This window comes from Selenomonas sp. AE3005, assembly GCF_000686945.1.
Classification (GTDB): Bacteria; Bacillota; Negativicutes; order Selenomonadales; family Selenomonadaceae; genus Selenomonas_A.
The window spans coordinates 120,248-140,013 of the sequence record NZ_JMME01000002.1; the positions used below are offsets into that span (position 1 = coordinate 120,248).

Genomic DNA, 19,766 nt, shown 5'->3' on the forward strand with positions numbered 1-19,766 from the left:
TCATTTTGACTGTCAGCCCTTTTTGGCGTTCTTATTGATGGTCAGAATCATATAGAACTGTAACGCGAAATTAATTCGTGAGGGTAGTGCAGGGGGAGTGACACACCTAAAGCACTCAGGCATTCCGCCCCACAGACCGCCGCCCAGCACAGCCGGTCACAAGTTCGCGTGTCCGTTGCTTTGGGTAGACAGCAAGCTGTCCACGTCAGCACCGACACGGGGAAATTTATTTATTGCTGTTTATGCTCCATTGTGCTAAAATGAGATAAACAGAATGATATGAAAGTGCTCCATTACGGACAGCACCGAACAAAAAAGCCCCGGCAAGTGTAGGAACCTGCTTAGGGCTTTTGTTGTTTTCAGATAAAAATGGCGGCTGACAAGTCAAAAGTTAGTCGCCTGTTTTTTCGTTTGCTGAAGGATTATACTGAATAATGTAAAATAATATAGGTGATGATGAAGAACACTATAATAATTAGGAGGAGTATAATCATGCGAACATTGATTTACATGGCTATGTTGCTAATTACATTTATGTCCGTATGTTTTGTAAGTAACGCCAGAGCAGAGGGATACCCGGATTATTTATGGGGAAATAAGAACTTTATCTTGTGTGGCGCGCACAGGGGATATGCTTGCTATGTTGATAAAAGCTCATTAGTTGTAGAAGAGTATAATCCGCCAGTGTATAAACTTGCGGTCAGAGTGGTGAATGTTCCTGATGCTGACCGGGGGAATGTAACGCCGTCTGATACGTATGTATGCCATATGTTCTACGATTGGAACGAACGAAAAATGTATGAGCTAGGCCACGATGGGAAATGGAGATATATTTATCCGGTAGGGCCTATGGCGAAAACTGGTCATTACTTTGTGGGTGAAATGGCTTTTTATATAGCGTATAAAATGAAATTCTATGGTGGTAGAGAGTGGTACGACGAGGAGACTGGTCGCTTGCAGTATCCTAATTGGAGCGATTCATTGTATACGTTGGTGGATAAGGCAAGATAGTAAATCCTAGCACAAAATCGGAACTGCTTGAGCGAGTAAAAAATAGAGCAGTGCTGATTCTGCATCCGGCCACTTAGTTAAATTATGAAATGTAAAATTCATAATAAAAGGGGAGAAAATATCATGCGTAAAGTAATTTCTCTAGTATTATTTGTGATAATTATTGGTATGCCTATGGTTTTTGCGAATGGAATAGCAGATGGTATAGATATTACCAATAAAAAAGAGGACATACATAATATGTGGGGAATAGTACCTTCTTATCCGATGAAAGATAGGCGGGAACGAGATAATTATTTATATGCTGATAAAAATTTCCCAGTATGTGGTGTAGATACTGCTACGGTATATTTTATGGATGTAAAAAGTTGTACTTACTATATTGACAATGGGGTGGCCTATTTGAGCTGTATTGTTTATGCTGGTGGCGGTGGTGCAGATAAGAATGGAAATCCTGCCAAGGTAAGTCCTAATACCTATAGATTTTCTACATATAAGACGTCTAATGGACGAGTTATTCGTTTTTTAAGTTGTGTCGTTGGTAGAACAGGGGAGAATATTTCAGCTAAAGAATATAAATATGACAATGGATTCCTTTTGGGGCTTTTTTGGAGAATTGCCGGTGTAACGGAACTCAGTAAATACCTTGATTAAAATGCTGCAAAAGATGCTATTGATACAGATAGTGCCTTTGAGTAAATAGGTGGCGAATCTATTCTAACTTATTGGCCAAGAGAAAATTCTTGAATATACTAGCAAAGGAATAATAATATTTGAGGCACTACCGCGTGAAAAATAAGAAGCATTAGGGAACAATGAGCAATTCCATATGCCAGATGAGCTTCCAGCGGTTTAAAGATATGTGGAATTTAGATAATGGCCTTGCTTTTGACATGTCAACTCGGTAATATAAGAACTGTAAGGAGCTTTCCCATAATAATCCCTAACTGAATACGTCTCGGAAATGACAATTTTGTTTTGGTATCTACGCAGCCATGCGTTAGATATATATTTGGGTTGTCATTCCGCAAAAAGGCCGCAGGGTGACAATCCGGCGGCCTTTTTGCTTTTTCTAGACAGGAGGGAAATATCATGCGTATTAACGAAAAGACCACCTTGAAACTCTCTCGGGTGCTGTCCACCAACGCCTCCGGCCATGAGGTGCTGAATTACGTGAACATCACGAGCGTGAAACCGGAAGTCGCGGACGCCGACATGCTGGCTATCGGCCAGGCTTTAGGTGATTTGCAGAGCCTGCCCCTGCACGCTGTAGGGCGCATTGACAGCAGTGACCTGGCAGAGTAAGGAGGAGGTAAATCATGAAAACCACACTGATTATGAATTTCAAGCTGACCAACGGCAAGGCTACGACTCTTTCTCTGACTTATCCCCGTGAGGATTTGACGGAGGCGGAAGTCAAGAAGGTAGCTGACACGATGATTGCCAAGAATTTCCTGACAATCGGTGAAAGCAGCCTGGCCTCACTCGATAAGGTCTTTGTCCGCAAGGTCGAAGAAACGAAACTTCCGTAAGGGGCAGTTTACTGCAGAGCCCCGGCGTAAGCTGGGGCTTTTACACTATAAGGAGCGTCATATGGAACAGATGATTTTTAACGCAGTTTGTGCTGTGGGCTTCCCTATAGTGGTGACATTATATCTGCTGACCAGCTTCAAGGAGTCCATGGATAAATTCACTGACAAGTTGGGAGAATTTATCCAGGAGTTAAATCGGTGTGAAAAGTAGAAGCAGCGGACGCCACTGACATGTCATTTTGACTGTCAGCCCCTTGTGGTTTGGCTATTGTATTGCCGTATACAGGTGTTGTGTCAGCATTACGCCGTAGGTCATATAGAAATGGTAGTAGAGCAGCAGCAGTATCAGCACGGCGAGGTTGCTGGCGGTGAAGGTCAGCAGGTAGGCTTTGAAGGAAATCACGCTGGCCATGGAGGCGATTATGGTGCCGAGACCGCCGATAAAATTCAGTAGTAGTAGAACAATTTTTTCATGCAGGGTTGTGTCTGACTGTTGTGGCATGGTTACATCACTTTCGGGGGGCTTAAGGTTGCTAGATAAATGGCGGCCGCTTACGAGCATAGCGGGAGCGGTGATAGCGAGATACTCTAGGGGGCGTAGTTAGAATTGATGAACAAATAATCTATTGTATGAAATAGAAGATGGGACTATGAAATAAAAAATGTGCCACAGTCATTGTTATTAAGAGCTTGTCTTGCTTATTAGTTGTGTTGGTGATAAAATCGTAATAAAGAATCAGTTGTGTGAGGAAGGTGAGATGAATGGCTAATAAAGTAAAACAAATAGGTAAAATGTCTGTTAAAATTATTTCTAATAGTGATTTAACTCTTCATGATGGGCTTATAAGCACCAACGATGCTGAAATGGATAAGCGTGCTGTGGCTGCTGTGCGTTCTGCCATTCATAAAGCCCAAATATGTAATAAACCTATAGCTCGTTATGATATTAAGACTCAGAAAGCTTTTTTAGAATATGCTGACGGGAGCATACAATATGTCAATTAGGAAACCGATGATATTGGTAATAGCTGGACCTAATGGTTCAGGAAAAAGCACTTTTACACAATATTTTGAAAAAATCGGGGAATATACCAATGCGGATGATGTTGTAGCAGCTACGGGGATGGATAATGGAGAAGCTGCCCGTTTGGTTGACCAAAAAAGATATGATGCTATTGCCGCTAGAAGGGATTTTACCTTTGAAACGGTGTTGTCATCAGAATATAAATTGAATATATTGAGAAAAGCTAAAGCTGAAGGATATTTTATAAAATGTATTTTTGTGTTGACAGTAAACCCTTATATCAATGTTGCAAGAGTAAAGACTAGAGTGGCTCAAGGCGGACATGATGTCGAGAAAGACAAGATTGTGACAAGATATAAGAAGTCTTTGGCTAATATAAAAAAGTTATTGGAAATATGTGACATCATGCATGTTTATGATAATACCGAAGAGCCTTGCAGAATAATTAGGAAGCATAAGGATGATGTTTCGATATTTGCTAATGCTTTATGGAGCGAAGATCAGATATTAGACTTAATGGAATAAAGTAGATAGGGAAAACGAAGGGCTGACATGTCAATTTGACTGTCAGCCACTTTTTGTTTGCTATGGAATTGCCGTATACAGGTGTTGTGTCAGTATTCCGCCGTAGGTCATATAGAAATGATAGTAGAGCAGCAGCAGTATCAGTACGGCGAGGTTGCTGGCGGTGAAGGTCAGCAGGTAGTAGCCGGGTTTGCTGAAACGTGTTTGCAGGTAGGCTTTGAAGGAAATGACACTGGCCATGGAGGCGATGATGGTGCCGAGGCCGCCGATGTTTACGCCGAGCAATAGCGGCGTGTAAGCGGTGGTGTAGTTGGCCAGCAGGACGGTGGCCGGTACGTTGCTGAGCAGCTGGCTTAAAAGAAGTGATACCCAAAACTCGTGGCCGCTGAGCATTTTTGCCGGCCAGCTTTGGAAAAACTCGATGTGGCTGAGATTGCCGACGCCGATGAACAGCAGGGCAAAGAGCAGCAGTAGTTTATAGTCGGCCTCCTTGTATAAACGGTGGTTAAGCAGGGCAATGGCTGGAATTACGATAATGGCCAGCAGGGTGAAGTCAAGGAGATGTACCACATGAAGAAGGCAGAGGCCAAAGAGCAGCAGCAAAGGGAGGATTTTTCTCCATGGCAGGGTGGTGCCTGGCTGCTGTGGCAGGGTGACATCGCAATCGGGGAGGCTGAAGGCAGCCAGATAAATGGCAGCACCGCTTATAAGCACAATGGGGGCGGTGATGGCAAGAAATTCTGATGGTTCAAGGCCGTAGTGGGAATAGATGAACAGGTTTTGCGGATTGCCGATGGGAGTCAGCATACTGCCGAGGTTGGCCGCGATAGTCTGCCAGCAGACAGTGGGGACGATGAGGCGTATTCGCCGGGCCTCGGTAAAGACCATAATGGCCAGGGGGACAAAGATAATCAGGGCGACGTCATTGGTGATGAACATGGAGCTGAAATAGCAGCTGAAGATAAAAAATCTTCCCAAGGGACGGCCGGAGGCGCTGCCATGAAACACCTGCTGAAAGATGGCAGCAAAAAAGCCGCTGAGTCTGAGGCCGGCCACAATGCACATAAGAAAGAGCAGTAGGCCCAGCAGGGGCAGGTTGATGCGCGGTATGATTTCATTTAAGCCGGGAGGCGCGATTAGGCTCGTGACCATCGCCAGTAACAAGGCTGCGGTCAGGTCAGGATTCTGGCGCAGCTTTTGGTATATATACATAGGTAAACTCCTTTGTCGTTTCTAATCAAAGACAAAGTATAACATAATTGGTTGCGTATTCACAGGGGGAATGCTAGAATTTATATATCTTGAAAGACTTAATGAATGGTGGTTAAAAATACATGCTGACAGCCAGCGTCTTTGTTAATATTCCCGTAAAAAGCATAGCCAAGGCTTATACCTACAGCGTGCCAGCCGAGCTTTCCTATTTGGAGGCAGGCTGGCGTGTTTTTGTGCCTTTTGGCGGGCGCAAGGTCGAAGGCTTTATTGTGGCGGTGGCGGAAAAATCGCCAGAGGAACTGGGGGATATTAAGTTAAAGCCCATCGAGGCGGCAGTGGACGAAGAGGCCTGGTTTTCGCCCTTGATGCTGCAGGCGGCCAAATGGCTGGCAGATTTTTACCTGTGTTCGTTTGCGGAAATGATGCGGCTGTTTATGCCGGGGAAAAGCGGTATAAAGATAAATGTCTGCTATCAGGCGGTGGCCGGCCAGGAAGAACATGTGCTCTTGCATATGCCTGGCTATAGGGAAATTTATAGCTGTCTGACAAGTAATCCCGGCAGCAGCAAAAATGAAATTGCCAAGGCCGTGCCATTAGCTGGTGTTGACCTGGCACAGGCTTTAGCAAAACTATGTCAGTATGGCGTTATCCGCAAGGAATATTTGGCACAGAGCCGGGAAAAGCTGCGATATGAAAAATATGTCCGTTTAAAGACGGCTGTTACGCCGGACCTAACGGCGGCGTATAAGCGTAAAAAAGCCCAGCTGCACCTGCTGGAACTATTAGCCGCAGCGGCAGAGGGCACGCTTGACTTTAAGGAACTTAAGGCCTTGCAGGTGTCCACGGCGACGGTCAATAATCTCACGGCAGCCGGCCTGGTGGAAATCGGGCAAAAACGCGTTCTGCGTGACAGTTATGCTGCCAGTCACAGCCAGCGGCAGGAAGTAGAACTGACAATTGACCAGCAAAAAGCGTTAGAGGCGATGGAGCCTTATCTGTCAGCCCGGGAGTATCATGGCTTTTTGCTCAAAGGGGTAACGGGCAGCGGCAAGACGCAGGTTTATATGGAAATGGCGGCCAAGGTTAGGGCGGCAGGACGGCAGGTCATCGTATTGGTGCCGGAAATCGCGTTGACAGGTCAGGTGGTGATGGCCTTTAAAGGTTATTTCCCTGATGATATTGTGGTCATGCACAGCCGCCTGTCGCTAGCGGAGCGCAATGATGCGGTGGTCCGGGTGCGCCGGGGCGAGGCTGGTATCGTAATCGGTGCGCGGTCGGCGCTGTTTACGCCGCTTGATAATATCGGGCTGATAATTATGGACGAGGAGCAGGATTCTTCCTATAAACAGGACGAATCGCCGCGTTATCATGCCAGAGTGGTGGCCGAGGAACTGGCTAAAATCCATCAGGGTATTTTATTGCTGGGCAGTGCGACGCCGGCCATGGAAAGTTATTACCGCGCTATACAAGGTGAGCTTACCCTGCTGACCATGCCCAAGCGCATTGGCAATATGCCGCTGCCTGTGGTGCAGTGTGTGGATATGCGCCAGGAATTGCGTATGGGCAACCGCCATATTCTTTCCCAGGCATTGCGTCAGCTTATCGAAGAAACCATGGGCAAGGGCCAGCAGATTATCATCATGCTGAACCGCCGGGGTTTTTCGACCTTTGTCATGTGCCGTTCCTGCGGCGAGGTCATCAAGTGCAAACTCTGCGGCCTGCCGCTCGTCTATCACCAAAGCGGTAAACTCGCCTGCCATCACTGCGATGTGACAGAGCAGGTGCCTGACGTGTGCCCTAAATGCAGCAGCCGTTATATCAAATATTTTGGTTCCGGGACGGAAAAGCTGGAGCAGGAGCTGCACCAGCTTGTACCTTCGGCGCGTGTTATCCGCATGGACAGGGATACGACTAATACGAAATTTGCCCATCAGGAAATCTTGGAAAAGTTCCGCCGGCATGAGTATGATATTTTGCTGGGGACGCAGATGGTGGCTAAGGGGCATGACATTCCCAATGTGACGGCGGTCGGGATAATAAGCGCTGACTCCAGTCTGAACCTGCCGGACTTCCGGGCGGCGGAACGCTGTTTTATGCTGATTACGCAGACGGCAGGCCGGGCCGGGCGTCATGGCACCCAGGGCAAGGTTATCATTCAGACTTATAATCCCGAACATTATGCCGTTACCTGTGGTATGGCCCAGGATTACGAAGGCTTTTATGAGCAGGAACTGGCCATGCGGCAAGGACTTTTTTATCCGCCGTACAGCCGGATTGTGAAACTGCTTTTTCAACATGAGGACGAGGCGGCGGCCAAGGGCAGTGCCCGGCAGCTAATAAATGACTTCAACAGCCATTTTAGCGGGCAGCAGGGCCGGCTGATTATCGGCCCGTCGCCGGCGGTGATTGCCAGACTCCGGGGGATTTACCGTTATGTGGTGCTGATAAAGACCACGGATATAGCAGCGGTGCAGGCTTTCCTGCGTACGGCAGGCTTGCATTTGCGTACCGACGTGGCCATTGATATTGACCCGATTACCATGCTTTAAGTATGGCGGTTTTTGTGCTATAATGACTAGGTATGTTTTTTAGCAATTAACATCTATGGATGGTGAGAAAATGAAAGTTACTAAAGAAGATTTGCAAAATGTAGCTGTTCTTTCCCGTCTGGCAATCTCTGCCGACCAGGAAGACAAGTACATTGACCAGATGGATAAAATCCTGACCTATATGGACAATCTGTCCGAGCTGGATACGGAAAATGTTAAGCCGACCACTTACGCCCTGCCCATGCAGAATGTGTTCCGCAAGGACGAAGTGAAAGAGTCCCTTGACCGTGAGGCAGCGCTCGCTAACGCGCCGCTCAAGGAAGACGGCTACTTCAAAGTACCGAAGGTTCTGGAAGACTAAGGCAGGAGGATTGAACGTGAGATTATATGAAAAACCGGCTCATGTACTCCATGACATGCTGGTGAATAAAGAGATTACAAGTGTAGAGCTCACCGAAGATGTGCTGGCGCGCATTGACGAGGTGGAAGGCGACGTTAAAGCATATTTGACCGTAACCCGTGACGAGGCTCTGGCTCAGGCCAAGGCCGTGGACGAAAAGATTGCCCGCGGCGAGGAGATTTCCTTCCTCGAAGGTATCCCGGGCGCCATCAAGGACAATATCTGCACCAAGGGCGTAAAGACGACCTGCGCCTCCAAGATTCTGGAAAACTTCGTACCGCCTTATGATGCTACGGTAATGACCAAGCTCAAAGCCGAAAATCCGGTTATCCTGGGCAAGCTTAACATGGACGAGTTCGCTATGGGCGGTTCCACGGAAAATTCCGCATACCATCCGACCTGCAACCCCTGGAATACGGAATGCGTACCGGGCGGTTCATCGGGCGGCAGCGCCGCATCTGTAGCTGCTGGTACGGCAATTTGGTCTTTGGGCTCCGATACGGGCGGCTCCATCCGTCAGCCGGCCTCCTTCTGCGGCGTGGTAGGCTTAAAGCCGACCTACGGCCGTGTTTCACGTTATGGTCTCGTGGCTTACGGTTCTTCTTTGGACCAGATTGGCCCTGTGACGCGCGATGTGACGGACTGCGCCAATATTCTCAACATCATCGCTGGCCATGATGATATGGACTCCACTTCCAGTGCCGCGGAAGTACCGGATTTCACCAAGGCTTTGGTGGAAGATGTGAAGGGCCTTAAAATCGGCCTGCCGAAGGAATACTTCGTCAAGGGCATGGACCCCGAAGTGGAAAAGGCTATCCGCACGGCTATTGAAAAGTACAAGGAAATGGGCGCGGAAATCGTCGAGATTTCGCTGCCGCATACGGATTATGCGATTTCCGCCTACTACCTCATTGCACCGGCTGAGGCAGCAACCAACCTGCAGCGTTATGACGGCGTAAGCTATGGCGAGCGTGTTGAGGGTGAAGACCTCGTTGCCATGATGACCAACACCCGTACGGAAAAATTCGGTGAGGAAGTAAAACGCCGTATCGTTATCGGCAACTACGCTCTGTCTGCCGGTTACTATGATGCTTACTACCTCAAGGCCATGAAAGTGCGTACGCTTGTTGCAGAGGACTATGCCAAGGCCTTTGAACAGGTGGACGTAATTCTGGCCCCGGTTGCCCCGACGACGGCCTTCAAGATTGGTGAAATGGCTGGCGACCCGCTGCAGATGTACCTGCAGGATGCCTGCACCGTACCTTTGAATCTGGCTGGCCTGCCGGGTATCTCTATTCCCTGCGGCATGAGCAGCAAGGGAATGCCTATCGGCATGCAGCTTATCGGCAAGGCGCTGGATGAAGAAACCATTATCCGTGCGGCTTACACCTATGAACAGAGCCAGGAGTATCACACGAAAATGCCGCAGCTGGGAGGTAACAACTAATGAAGTACGAAGCCGTCATTGGCCTGGAAATACATTGCGAATTAAAGACGAAAACCAAGATTTTCTGCGGTTGTGCCACGGAATTTGGTGCTGACCAGAACACTCATGTATGCCCGGTTTGTCTGGGTATGCCTGGTGTACTGCCCACGGTAAATCAGCGTGTGGTGGAGTTCGGTATCAAGGCTGGTCTGGCCACGAACTGCGAAATCAACAAGTACAGCAAGTTCGACCGCAAGAACTATTACTATCCTGACCTGCCGAAAAACTGGCAGACGTCCCAGTACGACCTGCCGATTGCTGAACATGGCTGGGTAGATATTGACGTGGACGGCGAAAAGAAACGCATTCGCCTGACGCGTATCCATATGGAAGAAGATGCCGGCAAGCTCGTGCACTCCGGCACGACCATCAAGGATTCCGCGTCCAGTAACGTTGATTACAACCGTACCGGCGTACCCCTCCTCGAAATCGTATCCGAACCGGATATGAGCTCGGCCGAAGAGGCCCGCGCCTATATGGAAAAAATCAAGGCCATCATGGAATACATCGATGTGTCCAACTGCCGTATGGAAGAAGGCAACCTGCGTGCTGATATCAACGTATCCCTGCGCCCCGTGGGCACGAAGGAACTTGGCACCCGTACCGAGATGAAGAACATCAACTCCTTCAAGAACCTCGAAGATGCCATTAACTACGAAATTGAGCGTCAGACGGAGGTCCTCGAGGACGGCGGCCATATCGTGCAGGAAACCCGTACCTATGACCCGGCCCGTGGCATTACGCTGTCCATGCGCAGCAAGGAAAATGCCCATGACTACCGCTACATGCCGGAACCGGATCTGCCGCCTATCGTGACCAGCGAAGAAACCATCGAAAAGTACCGTAGCGAACTGCCGGAACTGCCCGATGCCCGCCGTGCACGTCTGGAAAAGGATTTCGGCCTGTCTGATTACGATGCCGGTATCATCACGAGCTCCCGCGCTATGGCTGAGTATTTTGATGCCGTAGTGGCTACGGGCGCTGACGCCAAGCTGGCTGCCAACTGGATGATGGGCGACCTGGCCAAGAACCTCAACGAGGAAGGCCTCGACATCAGCAAATCACCGGTGGACGCACAGCGCCTGGGCGAAATGATTCAGCTCATCATGAAGGATACCATTTCCGGTAAGATTGCCAAGAAGGTTTTCCAGGAAATGTGGACGAATACCGACAGCCCGGAAAAAATCGTCAAGGACAAAGGCCTTGTACAAATTACCGATACCAAAGCCATCGAAGGCATTGTGGACGAAGTTATCGCCAACAATCAGAAAGCTGTTGACGACTACAAGGGCGGCAACAAGAAAGCTATCGGCGCTCTCGTAGGCCAGGTTATGAAGGCCTCCAAGGGTAAAGCCAACCCGCAGATGGTCAACAAGTTATTGGCTGAAAAGCTGAATTGATAAAATCAGTAAAATAGCCTTCCCCTTGAGGGGAAGGTTTATTTTCTTTTTTGAAAGGAGAAATCATGCAATACAAAGCAGCCATCTTTGATTTGGACGGCACATTGATTGACTCTTTGGCCGACCTGGCCGACAGTGCCAATGAAATGCTCACAGGCTACGGCTATCCGACTCATGGTCTCGACAAATACCGCTATTTTGTCGGCAATGGTTCCCGTAAACTGATTGAGCGCTGCCTGCCTGCTGATAAAGCCGCAGATTCGGCCTTTGTGGATGAGGCATTGGCGAAATATAAAGTGTGCTATGACCGCAATCTTACCCATAAGACCGCTTGCTATGCCGGCATAATGGACATGCTGCAGACTTTGCAGGCCAAGAATATCCCCTTGGGCATCTGCACCAATAAGCATCAGTCGGCTGCGGATATCATTGTGGCAAAGCTGTTTCCGCAGGATATGTTTGTGTCAGTGATTGGTGACTGTAAGGACCTGCCGCGCAAGCCTGATCCGCAAAAGGTTTTGCTGATTGCCGAGAAGATGGGCGTAAAGCCGGAAGAAGTTGCCTATTTTGGTGATACCAGCGTGGATATGGATACGGCAAAGAATGCCGGAATGCTTTCTGTTGGTGTAACCTGGGGATTCCGCCCAAAAGAGGAATTAGTGGAGCATGGGGCGAAGATACTCTTAGATACCCCCATGGAATTATTCAGCAAGGTAGAGTTTTAAGAAAGAGGAAGTTATGAGCAAAAAAGTTCCCGTCGAAAAAGGAAAAGCTTATGAAATCGTAATCAATACGCTGGGCACCAGCGGTGAAGGCGTAGGACGCTATGAAGAGTTTACGGTATTTGTGCCCTATGCCCTGCCGGGCGAAACGGTGGAAACCGTCATTGATGAAGTGAAAAAGACCTATGCCAAGGGGCATGTCAAAAAAATCATCAAGCAAAGTGCGGACAGAGTGGAGCCGGTTTGCGGCATTTATGATAAATGCGGCGGCTGTCAGTTGCAGCATTTAGACTATATGGCGCAATTAAAAGCCAAGCGTCAGCAGGTTATCGACGCGGTGACGCGTATCGGCAAACAGCCGGACTTGTATGTTGAACCCACCATTGGCGCTGCTACGCCGTGGAATTATCGCAATAAAATGCAGTTTCCCATCGGTAGGGAAAAGGGCAAGACCATTATCGGCTGTTTTGCCCAGGGGAGTCATGCCATCATTGACACCACTGACTGTCATATCCAAAAGGAAGGCAACAACGAAGTCGTCAACGCCGTACGGGAAATTGTCACCAAGCTGAATATTCCCGTCTATAACGAGGATAAACATACCGGCGTCCTGCGTCATGTGGTAGGGCGCGTGGGCAAGAATGGCGATATTATGGTTGTCATCGTTACCGCCACCAAGACCATGCCCAAGGAAAAGGAATTTGTCAAAATGCTGCGGAGCAAGCTGCCCAAGGTGGTCAGCGTTCACCAGAATATCCAGACCTATCACAACAACGTTATCATGGGGCGTGATACCAAACTTCTCTGGGGACGGCCGACCATTCAGGACAGCATTGGCCGCCTGAATTTCCATATTTCCCCGCGTTCCTTCTTCCAGGTCAATACCAGTCAGGCAGAGGTTCTCTACAACAAAGCCCTGGAATATGCTAATCTGACCGGTCAGGAAACCGTTATTGACGCTTACTGCGGTACGGGGACAATCACCCTGTTCCTCGCGCAGAAAGCCCATAGCGTTATCGGCATAGAAATCGTTAAACCGGCTATTCTTGACGCGCAGAAAAACGCCCGCGATAACAATGTGCGCAATGCTGAGTTTATCGTAGGCGATGCTACCAAGGTTATGCCACGTCTCTATAAGCAGGGCGTCCGGGCGGATGTAGTAGTCGTAGACCCGCCGCGCGCCGGCTGTACGCCGACTGTCCTGGAAACCTTCGCCAGTATGCAGCCGGAACGCATTGTCTACGTATCCTGCAACCCCGCCAGCCTGGCCAGGGATATTGCTATTCTTGATGAATTAGGCTACAAAGCTGTAAAAGTACAGCCTGTTGATATGTTCCCGTGTACTTCGCACGTCGAGACGTGCGTCCTACTCGTTAGGGAGTAGATATCTGACGATGAAATGGTATCCATTAAGGTTGATTTGGATGGTATCGCACTTGATCAGGGCAGATATGTTCCTCCGACAAAGCCGACCTATAAGAACATCAAACAGTGGATTTTCGATAAGTACGGCTTCAATGTATCCACACTGTATATCGCCCAGGTAAAGGACAAGGTCGGGCTGGAGAAGCGGAAGAACTATAACCCGGGATCAGGTGAGGGAAAGGTTCCTGTCTGCCTGCCTGAGAAGGAAAAGGCAATCATGGAGGCCTTCAAGCATTTTGGTTTGATCTGATTTAGGCGTTGGCTAAAGAAATCGCAAATACGTTGAACCTACATTTATTCTGAAAGTGTTTTTTTATAAAGAACTGCTCCCTTTTGTAGGGCAGTTCTTTTTATTAATCGAAGGGAAAAAACACATACCTGATAAATCCCAGAATCCTTGACTAAAATGGTTTGTAGTGCTAGAATGGGGGCTGGTTATATACCAAATAATCCCCAGAGGTGAGAGGAATGGCTAAACAAATTCATATTCGATTAGAGGATTCTCTGTTTGAGGCTCTTTCTGAATATACAGATACATCAGGCCAGTCTGTTCAGGACGTTATTTCAAGTTCTATAATGCAGATGTTAAGTAATCAAATGCAGGCGGCGGAAAGCAAAGAGGCAAGGTTTACATTTATAGACTTATTTGCCGGAATCGGAGGAATGCGAATCGCATTTGAACGCCAAGGTGGCGACTGTGTTTATTCAAATGAATGGAATAAATACTGCCAACAGACATATTTTGCTAATTTTGGAGAGCAACCGGACGGTGATATAACAAAAGTCGATGCGAGGATAATTCCAGATCACGATATTCTGGTAGCGGGATTTCCCTGTCAACCATTTAGTATAGCCGGTGTATCCAAGAAACAGAGTTTGGGGCGTGCAACAGGTTTTGAAGATAAAACACAAGGAACACTCTTTTTTGATGTATGCCGTATCATTAAGGCAAAACGGCCTAAGGCGTTTATGCTTGAAAATGTAAAGAACCTGAAAAGCCATGATAAAGGCAACACGTTCAAAGTCATAATGGAGTCTTTAGATGAACTTGATTATGAGGTTTTCCATGCAATACTTGATGGTCAGAATTATGTGCCGCAGCATAGAGAAAGAATCCTGATAGTTGGCTTTGACCGGAAACGATATGGAAATGATTTTGATTTTAAGTTTGATATAACACCTGCAGAACCCAAACCATTGATGAAAGACATCCTTGAAGAAACACCTGACTCTAGATATACCCTCTCGGACAAGTTATGGATTTATCTTCAAAACTACGCTGAAAAACATAGAGCTGCTGGGAACGGATTTGGCTATGGTATAGCAGATCCAAATGGTATTGCCAGAACTTTAAGTGCAAGATACTACAAGGATGGATCAGAAATTCTTATTGCACAGGAAGGTGGTAATCCCAGAAGATTGACTCCCAGAGAATGTGCAAGACTTCAGGGTTTTCCTGATAGTTTTAAAATTGTTGTATCCGATACCCAAGCATATAAACAATTTGGAAATTCGGTTGTAGTTCCTTTAATGACAGATGTTGCAGGTCTTATTGTTTCGAAACTCGATGAAATGGATGGTGAAAGCTGTGAGTCTTGAAAGCGGATACTTGAAACAGTACTTTAAGGGTATTATTGCAAAAAAGCTGTCTGCTGTAGAAACCACACCAAAAACCAGTAATCAACATGAATTCAATGCGGCATCAAAGATGAAGGAAATTTTTGGGCTTGACGATCGGAAATTCAAAGCGGATTTTCTTTATATCGATGATGAGCAAAGCTTTGGTGCAAGTGATTTTTTGACATGGTACGATGCAAGAAGAAATCATCCTACGAGGACAGAGTACCGACTGTATTATCCTTCTACTACAGTTTCTGAAGCAGCATCCGTTGGAGATTCGCTTTTTATATGTGTAAAGCAGGATGAAACAATTTTATGCATTATATCATGTAAAGATGCCACGATTACGAGACAGTTATACTGGTTATTTGATATTGAATCGAATGATACTGGCAAATTTACTCAGAATGCGGATCTTCAGACAGACAGCGGACAGCTAGAATTTGTTGCTCGAACTATACTGACTCAGATTGGAATTGAATATATTGAACCCGACAACCAAGGGCTTCTCTCTCAGCTTCTTGAAAGGTTTGGAGGGACTTTTCCAAAGACCGAAGTATTTTCTAAGTATGCGCGGTCTCTTGTCTCAGATGTTGATCCAATAAGTGATCCGGATCGAACGCTGACTAAGTGGTTTGATATGGAAGAGAAACTGTTCTTCCTTTTAGAACAACATACCATTCGCGAAAGACTAAAGGAAGGATTTTATGATGGCGAGGATGTAGATGTTGATGGCTTTGTTAAATTCTCGCTATCAGTTCAAAATCGAAGAAAAAGCAGGGCCGGCCTTTCATTAGAAAATCATATCTGCGCATTGCTGGATGCAAATGGGATAGCATATTCACACACTCCAGTTACGGAGAACAGATCTAAGCCAGATTTCCTTTTCCCTGACATTGTGTGCTATCGAAATAATGAATTTCCTGCCAGCAGATTGATGATGCTTGGTGCCAAGAGTACTTGTAAGGATAGATGGCGGCAAGTTCTGGCCGAGGCAGACAGAATAGAAAAAAAGCATCTATTGACCCTTGAGGCGGCAATCAGTACTTTTCAGACAGATGAGATGGCTGACAAAAAACTTCAACTGGTTATTCCGCAGTCAATTCATAAGACATATACAGAGAAGCAGCAGGCTTGGCTGTTTTCTGTTGAAGATTTCTTGCATGAAGTAAGATTGAACCAAAGGTTGACAGCCTATGCTTCCATGCTTAAATAGTGATGGATAAAATAAGCATTGCAGAGAGAAGCAAAAACATGTCGGCCATCAGAGGCCAAAATACCAAGCCTGAGCAGCTGATACGACAGTGGTTATTTGCGAAAGGATATCGATATAGGCTTCATGTGAAATATATCCCTGGACACCCGGATTTATATCTAAGCAAATATAATACAGCTATTTTTGTGAATGGATGTTTCTGGCATCGTCATAATAACTGTAAATATGCTTACACGCCCAAAAGCAATATAGAGTTCTGGCTCAAGAAGTTTGAAAGCAATATCAGACGTGACGATGAGGTGAAAAAGCTGCTTGAAGAGCAGGAAATAAAGCAGCTTATAATTTGGGAATGCACAATAAAGAAAATGTCAAAGAATGTTGACGACAGATGTGAAATGTTAAGCAAAATAGAGCTGTTTTTGTCGAACGATGATCAACATCTCGAGATCTAAGCGAAAATAATATATCAATCATTATTACAAAAGGACGTCTATAACAATGACGTCCTTTTGTAATATACGAAGAATGTTTATAATAATTTAAAAATATTATACACATATCTTGACGTAAACCGGATGCGGTGGTATAGTTATTAACAGGAAATCAAAATATAACGGACATATTCTGAAAGGAGCTCAAGATGAGTGAGACGAAAAGAGAAAAATTTGTGAGATTGGCAGAAGGAAGAACTAATAAAATCATAGACACGCTGCAGCTTCTGGGCAATCTTTCCAATACGGGAGCTTATGAGTACTCTAAAAAAGATGTGGATCAAATGTTTAAGGCAATTGAAGAGGCTATGACAGATACCCGTAAAAAGTTTGATAAAAGTGAAATCAAAGAGAAGAGAAAGTTTTCCTTTAAGGATTAAGGAGTAAAAAATGTTTATATGGCAAGATAAGTATTATTGGGATTTCTCTGATGAAGGCCGTTCCGCACCAGATAAAGGGCCTGCCATTACTGGTACAAAGATGTTTCGTGGAGGCCACTTTAAAAATGTCATTCGAGAAACAACTCAAAATGGGCAAGATCAAAAAAATCCAGAATTACCCACAGAAATACCAGTACGTATGACATTCGAGTATTTATTACTGGATCGTGAAGATATTCCAGGAGTGGATCGTCTTAGTTCTGTCATAGAAAAATGTTATTCATATATGAAGGGGAAACCCAAGGTTAAAATGGATGACATAGAGATACTTGAAAAAGCAAACCAAAAATATCTGAAGGCATCAACAAAAGTACCTGTTTTGAAAATCAGTGATTATAAAACCAAGGGCCTTTCATCTATGAATTATGAATCTCTGATGAATAATGAAGGGATTACGTATGATGGAAATGAGGATCGAGGAGGGTCTTTTGGCTTCGGAAAATTTGCCCCGTATTTATTATCACCAGTAAACACGGTTTTATACTCTTCGAAAACAAGCGATGGTAAATATCTATTTCAAGGTAGAGCTTTGCTTTCAACATTTGAAGAAGACGGAGATCGTAAACAGGGAACCAGTCTTTTTGGATATGTTAGTGAAGACGGGAGAAGAATTCTTCCTATAGATAATCCTCAGGATGTCCCAGCTGCATTTAGACGTGATGAACCGGGAACGGATTTATATATTTTAGGTTTTGATCGTTCAGATGATTGGAAAGATCAAGCTGTTTTTAGTGCCTTGGAAAACTTCTTCTATGCTATCTGGAAGGATAAGCTTGAAATCGTTATTAAGGAAGGCAACGAACAGATTGAAATAAATAGCGATACTTTGGACACCGTAATAACAGAATATGAGGAAAAGGCGAAAAGATACGAGGAATATAGATGCTTTGAATTTACTGCTCCGATTTTCTGGAGAGTTTTAAATGATCCAAGAACTGTTTTTGTCTCAGATCATGATTTCAGAAAAAAAGGAGAGGTTCTTCTTTATATTTTAATGGGTGAGGATGTTGAAGGCCGATTTGTATTACAGATGCGTAATTCTGGCATGAAGATACGAATTGTTGATAATTTTAAGCGACTACCTCCCTTCAATGGGGTTCTAATTGCGACTGGTGCGGGAAAAGAGACTGAAGACTACAAAAACAATATCAGCAAGTTTTTACGTGAAATGGAAAGCCCGGCCCATAATTCATGGGAGTTAGAAGACATTAAAAAGCCGGAGATAGTGGGCGAAGCGAAAAAGGTAATAGAGTCATTACACACTTGGATAAGAAGTACTGTAGTAGACCAAATGCCAAAAGATGATGGGACCCCTATAGACGCTTTTGGATTAAATAAAATACTTCCAGATGTTACAGGTTCCGGTGATAGCAAGATAGAGGAAGCTGCAGTGTTTAATTTTGTCCCGCTCCCGGTCGAGACTAAAGAAGGGTCTAAAGAACGTCCTGCTAGGGAGATTATAGTTAACGGCAGAGGAAAACCAGACCCGGACCCTGATCCCGATAGGAAGATTAAGCATCCTAACAATCATCGTAACAATCATCCAAAGGGAAAGGTGGTTGCGAAACAGATAAGGCTTCAGAAAGTTAGGACACCATATCTGGATGAAAAAAAAGCGTATAAAGTATCGTTTATCTCTCCAACAGATGCGGATGATCTACTTCTTAAAATTAATGTTAGCGGAGATGATTCAACAACATTTGAATCGAGTGCCACAAGTGCGTCTTCCAAGGGGAAAAGACTTCAAATCAAGGACGGGTTTATACATGTCCCGAATGTGAAAAGGAATGAAAAAACAGCCCTTGAGATAGTGATTGCTGAAAGCGAAGAATGTGCATTGGAGGTTAAAGCATATGTTAAGAGCTGATGTAAGCTATCCCTATCCAGTATTGAGGCCAATGGCTGTTGATTTTGCAAATACAGTGTTTTCAGATCAGATTCATGTGGAAAACACAGCTACAGGGTATAAGCTTATAACGAATTTTTCTGTAAATAATGAGAATATTGCTCAAATGATTGAGGGAGGAATTCTTTCATACGCAGTGTTTGTCACCTGCCGTTCTACCTTGCTCAGAAAAATGTTTTATATTGATAATGATAATCCGATTATTAATATAGCGGCGAAAGATGTTCATTATCAAGTAAACTATACAGCTTTTATGGTTGTGCTGCAGGATATAGATTCATACTGGAATGAGGATTTTGAGGAAGACTACAAGGAAAATCATTACAGATTAGGTCGCGGATCCATCTTTGCAATTGGATCTGAAAGACAGTTTCGTGCATTGTATGACAAAGATATTATTCATGATGCTGCTTCTATAGTAAGTATTTCTGGCAGTGATGAAGAAAAGTATATGAGAATAATTTTGGACAGCCCGCAAATAAAGGTTGTCCTCCCCACAGAGCAGGTAACAAAGTATAAGGGCTTTAAAAATGAAAAATCAAAGTATCCTTTACTTCATTCTATTTTTGTTGTTCCTGCTTTGGTTGAGGCTATTAGTACAATGCAAACAACTGAACCAGAAGGCGATATGGCGCATCGCCCTTGGTTTATTACGCTCGAACAGGAACTAAACAAGCTTTCTCAGAAACTTAATGAGCCTCTGGATAATCTTTATGATTATCCAACAAGGACGGCGCATATTCTTTTAGAAAATAATTCTGGGATTGCATTAAAAGCCTTGGAAACACTGGCATAAAGGAGGATAAG

22 protein-coding genes are annotated in these 19,766 nt (G+C 45.4%); 20 read left to right on the plus strand and 2 right to left on the minus strand.

Annotated elements, in window-relative coordinates; translation table 11 throughout:
* Window positions 1-492 precede the first annotated feature (492 nt).
* The 5 genes from DL94_RS0102885 (at window position 493) to DL94_RS15965 (ending at window position 2,754) form a co-directional block, all read left to right on the plus strand.
* On the plus strand, window positions 493-1,011 hold the full coding sequence (locus tag DL94_RS0102885; protein ID WP_028128859.1) for a hypothetical protein: 519 nt from the start codon (window positions 493-495) through the stop codon (window positions 1,009-1,011).
* A 123-nt stretch (window positions 1,012-1,134) separates the two neighbouring features.
* Window positions 1,135-1,665: a hypothetical protein gene (locus DL94_RS0102890; protein WP_028128860.1), complete on the plus strand. Its 531-nt coding sequence runs from the start codon at window positions 1,135-1,137 to the stop codon at window positions 1,663-1,665.
* A 438-nt stretch (window positions 1,666-2,103) separates the two neighbouring features.
* Window positions 2,104-2,316 carry a DUF1659 domain-containing protein gene (locus DL94_RS14000; RefSeq protein WP_037371209.1) on the plus strand — a complete coding sequence of 71 codons (213 nt, stop codon included), beginning with the start codon at window positions 2,104-2,106 and terminating at the stop codon, window positions 2,314-2,316.
* 14 nt (window positions 2,317-2,330) lie between these two features.
* The gene (locus tag DL94_RS0102900) at window positions 2,331-2,543 is read left to right on the plus strand and encodes a DUF2922 domain-containing protein (RefSeq protein ID WP_028128861.1); all 213 of its coding nucleotides are present in this window, start codon (window positions 2,331-2,333) and stop codon (window positions 2,541-2,543) included.
* Window positions 2,544-2,604: 61 nt separating this feature from the next.
* Window positions 2,605-2,754, plus strand: a complete 150-nt coding sequence (locus tag DL94_RS15965) for a YvrJ family protein (RefSeq protein WP_156031652.1) — start codon at window positions 2,605-2,607, stop codon at window positions 2,752-2,754.
* Between the two features lie 54 nt (window positions 2,755-2,808).
* Here the strand turns inward: DL94_RS15965 and DL94_RS0102910 are convergent, their stop codons facing one another.
* Window positions 2,809-3,045, minus strand: a complete 237-nt coding sequence (locus DL94_RS0102910) for a hypothetical protein (protein WP_028128862.1) — start codon at window positions 3,043-3,045, stop codon at window positions 2,809-2,811.
* Between the two features lie 260 nt (window positions 3,046-3,305).
* On the opposite strand from DL94_RS0102910, the gene DL94_RS0102915 reads away from it, so the two are divergent.
* On the plus strand, window positions 3,306-3,548 hold the full coding sequence (locus DL94_RS0102915; RefSeq protein ID WP_028128863.1) for a hypothetical protein: 243 nt from the start codon (window positions 3,306-3,308) through the stop codon (window positions 3,546-3,548).
* A complete protein-coding gene (locus DL94_RS0102920; RefSeq protein WP_028128864.1) occupies window positions 3,538-4,092 on the plus strand; it encodes a zeta toxin family protein in 555 nt (184 codons plus the stop codon). The genes DL94_RS0102915 and DL94_RS0102920 overlap by 11 nt, the downstream gene beginning before the upstream one ends.
* Window positions 4,093-4,152: 60 nt before the next feature.
* Here DL94_RS0102920 and DL94_RS14005 read toward each other — a convergent pair whose 3' ends face one another.
* Window positions 4,153-5,304 carry an SLC13 family permease gene (locus DL94_RS14005; protein ID WP_051586265.1) on the minus strand — a complete coding sequence of 384 codons (1,152 nt, stop codon included), beginning with the start codon at window positions 5,302-5,304 and terminating at the stop codon, window positions 4,153-4,155.
* 122 nt (window positions 5,305-5,426) lie between these two features.
* Here DL94_RS14005 and priA point away from each other — a divergent pair, with 122 nt between their 5' ends.
* The 13 genes from priA (at window position 5,427) to DL94_RS0102990 (ending at window position 19,755) form a co-directional block, all read left to right on the plus strand.
* The gene (gene priA, locus DL94_RS0102930) at window positions 5,427-7,853 is read left to right on the plus strand and encodes a primosomal protein N' (RefSeq protein ID WP_028128865.1); all 2,427 of its coding nucleotides are present in this window, start codon (window positions 5,427-5,429) and stop codon (window positions 7,851-7,853) included.
* A gap of 70 nt (window positions 7,854-7,923) precedes the next feature.
* Window positions 7,924-8,214 (plus strand): Asp-tRNA(Asn)/Glu-tRNA(Gln) amidotransferase subunit GatC, encoded by a 291-nt coding sequence (gene gatC / locus DL94_RS0102935; RefSeq protein ID WP_028128866.1) that lies wholly within the window; start codon window positions 7,924-7,926, stop codon window positions 8,212-8,214.
* 16 nt (window positions 8,215-8,230) lie between these two features.
* A complete protein-coding gene (gene gatA, locus DL94_RS0102940; RefSeq protein WP_028128867.1) occupies window positions 8,231-9,700 on the plus strand; it encodes an Asp-tRNA(Asn)/Glu-tRNA(Gln) amidotransferase subunit GatA in 1,470 nt (489 codons plus the stop codon).
* Window positions 9,700-11,139: an Asp-tRNA(Asn)/Glu-tRNA(Gln) amidotransferase subunit GatB gene (gene gatB, locus DL94_RS0102945; protein WP_028128868.1), complete on the plus strand. Its 1,440-nt coding sequence runs from the start codon at window positions 9,700-9,702 to the stop codon at window positions 11,137-11,139. The genes gatA and gatB overlap by 1 nt, the downstream gene beginning before the upstream one ends.
* 65 nt (window positions 11,140-11,204) lie before the next feature.
* Entirely contained in the window at window positions 11,205-11,864 is a 660-nt protein-coding gene (locus DL94_RS0102950; RefSeq protein ID WP_028128869.1) for an HAD family hydrolase, read from the plus strand.
* 13 nt (window positions 11,865-11,877) lie between these two features.
* A complete protein-coding gene (rlmD, locus tag DL94_RS0102955; RefSeq protein ID WP_028128870.1) occupies window positions 11,878-13,245 on the plus strand; it encodes a 23S rRNA (uracil(1939)-C(5))-methyltransferase RlmD in 1,368 nt (455 codons plus the stop codon).
* A 15-nt stretch (window positions 13,246-13,260) separates the two neighbouring features.
* Entirely contained in the window at window positions 13,261-13,536 is a 276-nt protein-coding gene (locus DL94_RS14010; RefSeq protein ID WP_037371211.1) for a hypothetical protein, read from the plus strand.
* Window positions 13,537-13,754: 218 nt separating this feature from the next.
* On the plus strand, window positions 13,755-14,885 hold the full coding sequence (gene dcm / locus DL94_RS0102965; RefSeq protein WP_028128871.1) for a DNA (cytosine-5-)-methyltransferase: 1,131 nt from the start codon (window positions 13,755-13,757) through the stop codon (window positions 14,883-14,885).
* Window positions 14,875-16,122, plus strand: coding sequence for a type II restriction endonuclease (locus DL94_RS14015; RefSeq protein WP_197020699.1), 1,248 nt, complete (start codon window positions 14,875-14,877; stop codon window positions 16,120-16,122). The genes dcm and DL94_RS14015 overlap by 11 nt, the downstream gene beginning before the upstream one ends.
* Window positions 16,123-16,124: 2 nt before the next feature.
* Window positions 16,125-16,574, plus strand: a complete 450-nt coding sequence (locus tag DL94_RS0102975) for a very short patch repair endonuclease (RefSeq protein ID WP_028128872.1) — start codon at window positions 16,125-16,127, stop codon at window positions 16,572-16,574.
* 188 nt (window positions 16,575-16,762) lie between these two features.
* Window positions 16,763-16,993: a hypothetical protein gene (locus DL94_RS0102980; RefSeq protein ID WP_028128873.1), complete on the plus strand. Its 231-nt coding sequence runs from the start codon at window positions 16,763-16,765 to the stop codon at window positions 16,991-16,993.
* A 10-nt stretch (window positions 16,994-17,003) separates the two neighbouring features.
* Window positions 17,004-18,920, plus strand: coding sequence for a hypothetical protein (locus DL94_RS15135; RefSeq protein ID WP_051586266.1), 1,917 nt, complete (start codon window positions 17,004-17,006; stop codon window positions 18,918-18,920).
* Window positions 18,907-19,755, plus strand: a complete 849-nt coding sequence (locus DL94_RS0102990) for a hypothetical protein (protein WP_028128874.1) — start codon at window positions 18,907-18,909, stop codon at window positions 19,753-19,755. The genes DL94_RS15135 and DL94_RS0102990 overlap by 14 nt, the downstream gene beginning before the upstream one ends.
* The last annotated feature ends 11 nt before the right edge of the window (window positions 19,756-19,766 follow it).

Excerpts from the sequence above, each read along its gene's own strand:
- DL94_RS0102885 (WP_028128859.1), top strand. The coding sequence starts at position 493 with ATGCGAACATTGATTTACATGGCTATGTTGCTAATTACATTTATGTCC.
- DL94_RS0102890 (WP_028128860.1), top strand. The coding sequence starts at position 1,135 with ATGCGTAAAGTAATTTCTCTAGTATTATTTGTGATAATTATTGGTATG.
- DL94_RS14000 (WP_037371209.1), top strand. The coding sequence starts at position 2,104 with ATGCGTATTAACGAAAAGACCACCTTGAAACTCTCTCGGGTGCTGTCC.
- DL94_RS0102900 (WP_028128861.1), top strand. The coding sequence starts at position 2,331 with ATGAAAACCACACTGATTATGAATTTCAAGCTGACCAACGGCAAGGCT.
- DL94_RS15965 (WP_156031652.1), top strand. The coding sequence starts at position 2,605 with ATGGAACAGATGATTTTTAACGCAGTTTGTGCTGTGGGCTTCCCTATA.
- DL94_RS0102910 (WP_028128862.1), bottom strand. The coding sequence starts at position 3,045 with ATGCCACAACAGTCAGACACAACCCTGCATGAAAAAATTGTTCTACTA.
- DL94_RS0102915 (WP_028128863.1), top strand. The coding sequence starts at position 3,306 with ATGGCTAATAAAGTAAAACAAATAGGTAAAATGTCTGTTAAAATTATT.
- DL94_RS0102920 (WP_028128864.1), top strand. The coding sequence starts at position 3,538 with ATGTCAATTAGGAAACCGATGATATTGGTAATAGCTGGACCTAATGGT.
- DL94_RS14005 (WP_051586265.1), bottom strand. The coding sequence starts at position 5,304 with ATGTATATATACCAAAAGCTGCGCCAGAATCCTGACCTGACCGCAGCC.
- priA (WP_028128865.1), top strand. The coding sequence starts at position 5,427 with ATGCTGACAGCCAGCGTCTTTGTTAATATTCCCGTAAAAAGCATAGCC.
- gatC (WP_028128866.1), top strand. The coding sequence starts at position 7,924 with ATGAAAGTTACTAAAGAAGATTTGCAAAATGTAGCTGTTCTTTCCCGT.
- gatB (WP_028128868.1), top strand. The coding sequence starts at position 9,700 with ATGAAGTACGAAGCCGTCATTGGCCTGGAAATACATTGCGAATTAAAG.
- DL94_RS0102950 (WP_028128869.1), top strand. The coding sequence starts at position 11,205 with ATGCAATACAAAGCAGCCATCTTTGATTTGGACGGCACATTGATTGAC.
- rlmD (WP_028128870.1), top strand. The coding sequence starts at position 11,878 with ATGAGCAAAAAAGTTCCCGTCGAAAAAGGAAAAGCTTATGAAATCGTA.
- DL94_RS14010 (WP_037371211.1), top strand. The coding sequence starts at position 13,261 with ATGGTATCCATTAAGGTTGATTTGGATGGTATCGCACTTGATCAGGGC.
- dcm (WP_028128871.1), top strand. The coding sequence starts at position 13,755 with ATGGCTAAACAAATTCATATTCGATTAGAGGATTCTCTGTTTGAGGCT.
- DL94_RS0102975 (WP_028128872.1), top strand. The coding sequence starts at position 16,125 with ATGGATAAAATAAGCATTGCAGAGAGAAGCAAAAACATGTCGGCCATC.
- DL94_RS0102980 (WP_028128873.1), top strand. The coding sequence starts at position 16,763 with ATGAGTGAGACGAAAAGAGAAAAATTTGTGAGATTGGCAGAAGGAAGA.
- DL94_RS15135 (WP_051586266.1), top strand. The coding sequence starts at position 17,004 with ATGTTTATATGGCAAGATAAGTATTATTGGGATTTCTCTGATGAAGGC.
- DL94_RS0102990 (WP_028128874.1), top strand. The coding sequence starts at position 18,907 with ATGTTAAGAGCTGATGTAAGCTATCCCTATCCAGTATTGAGGCCAATG.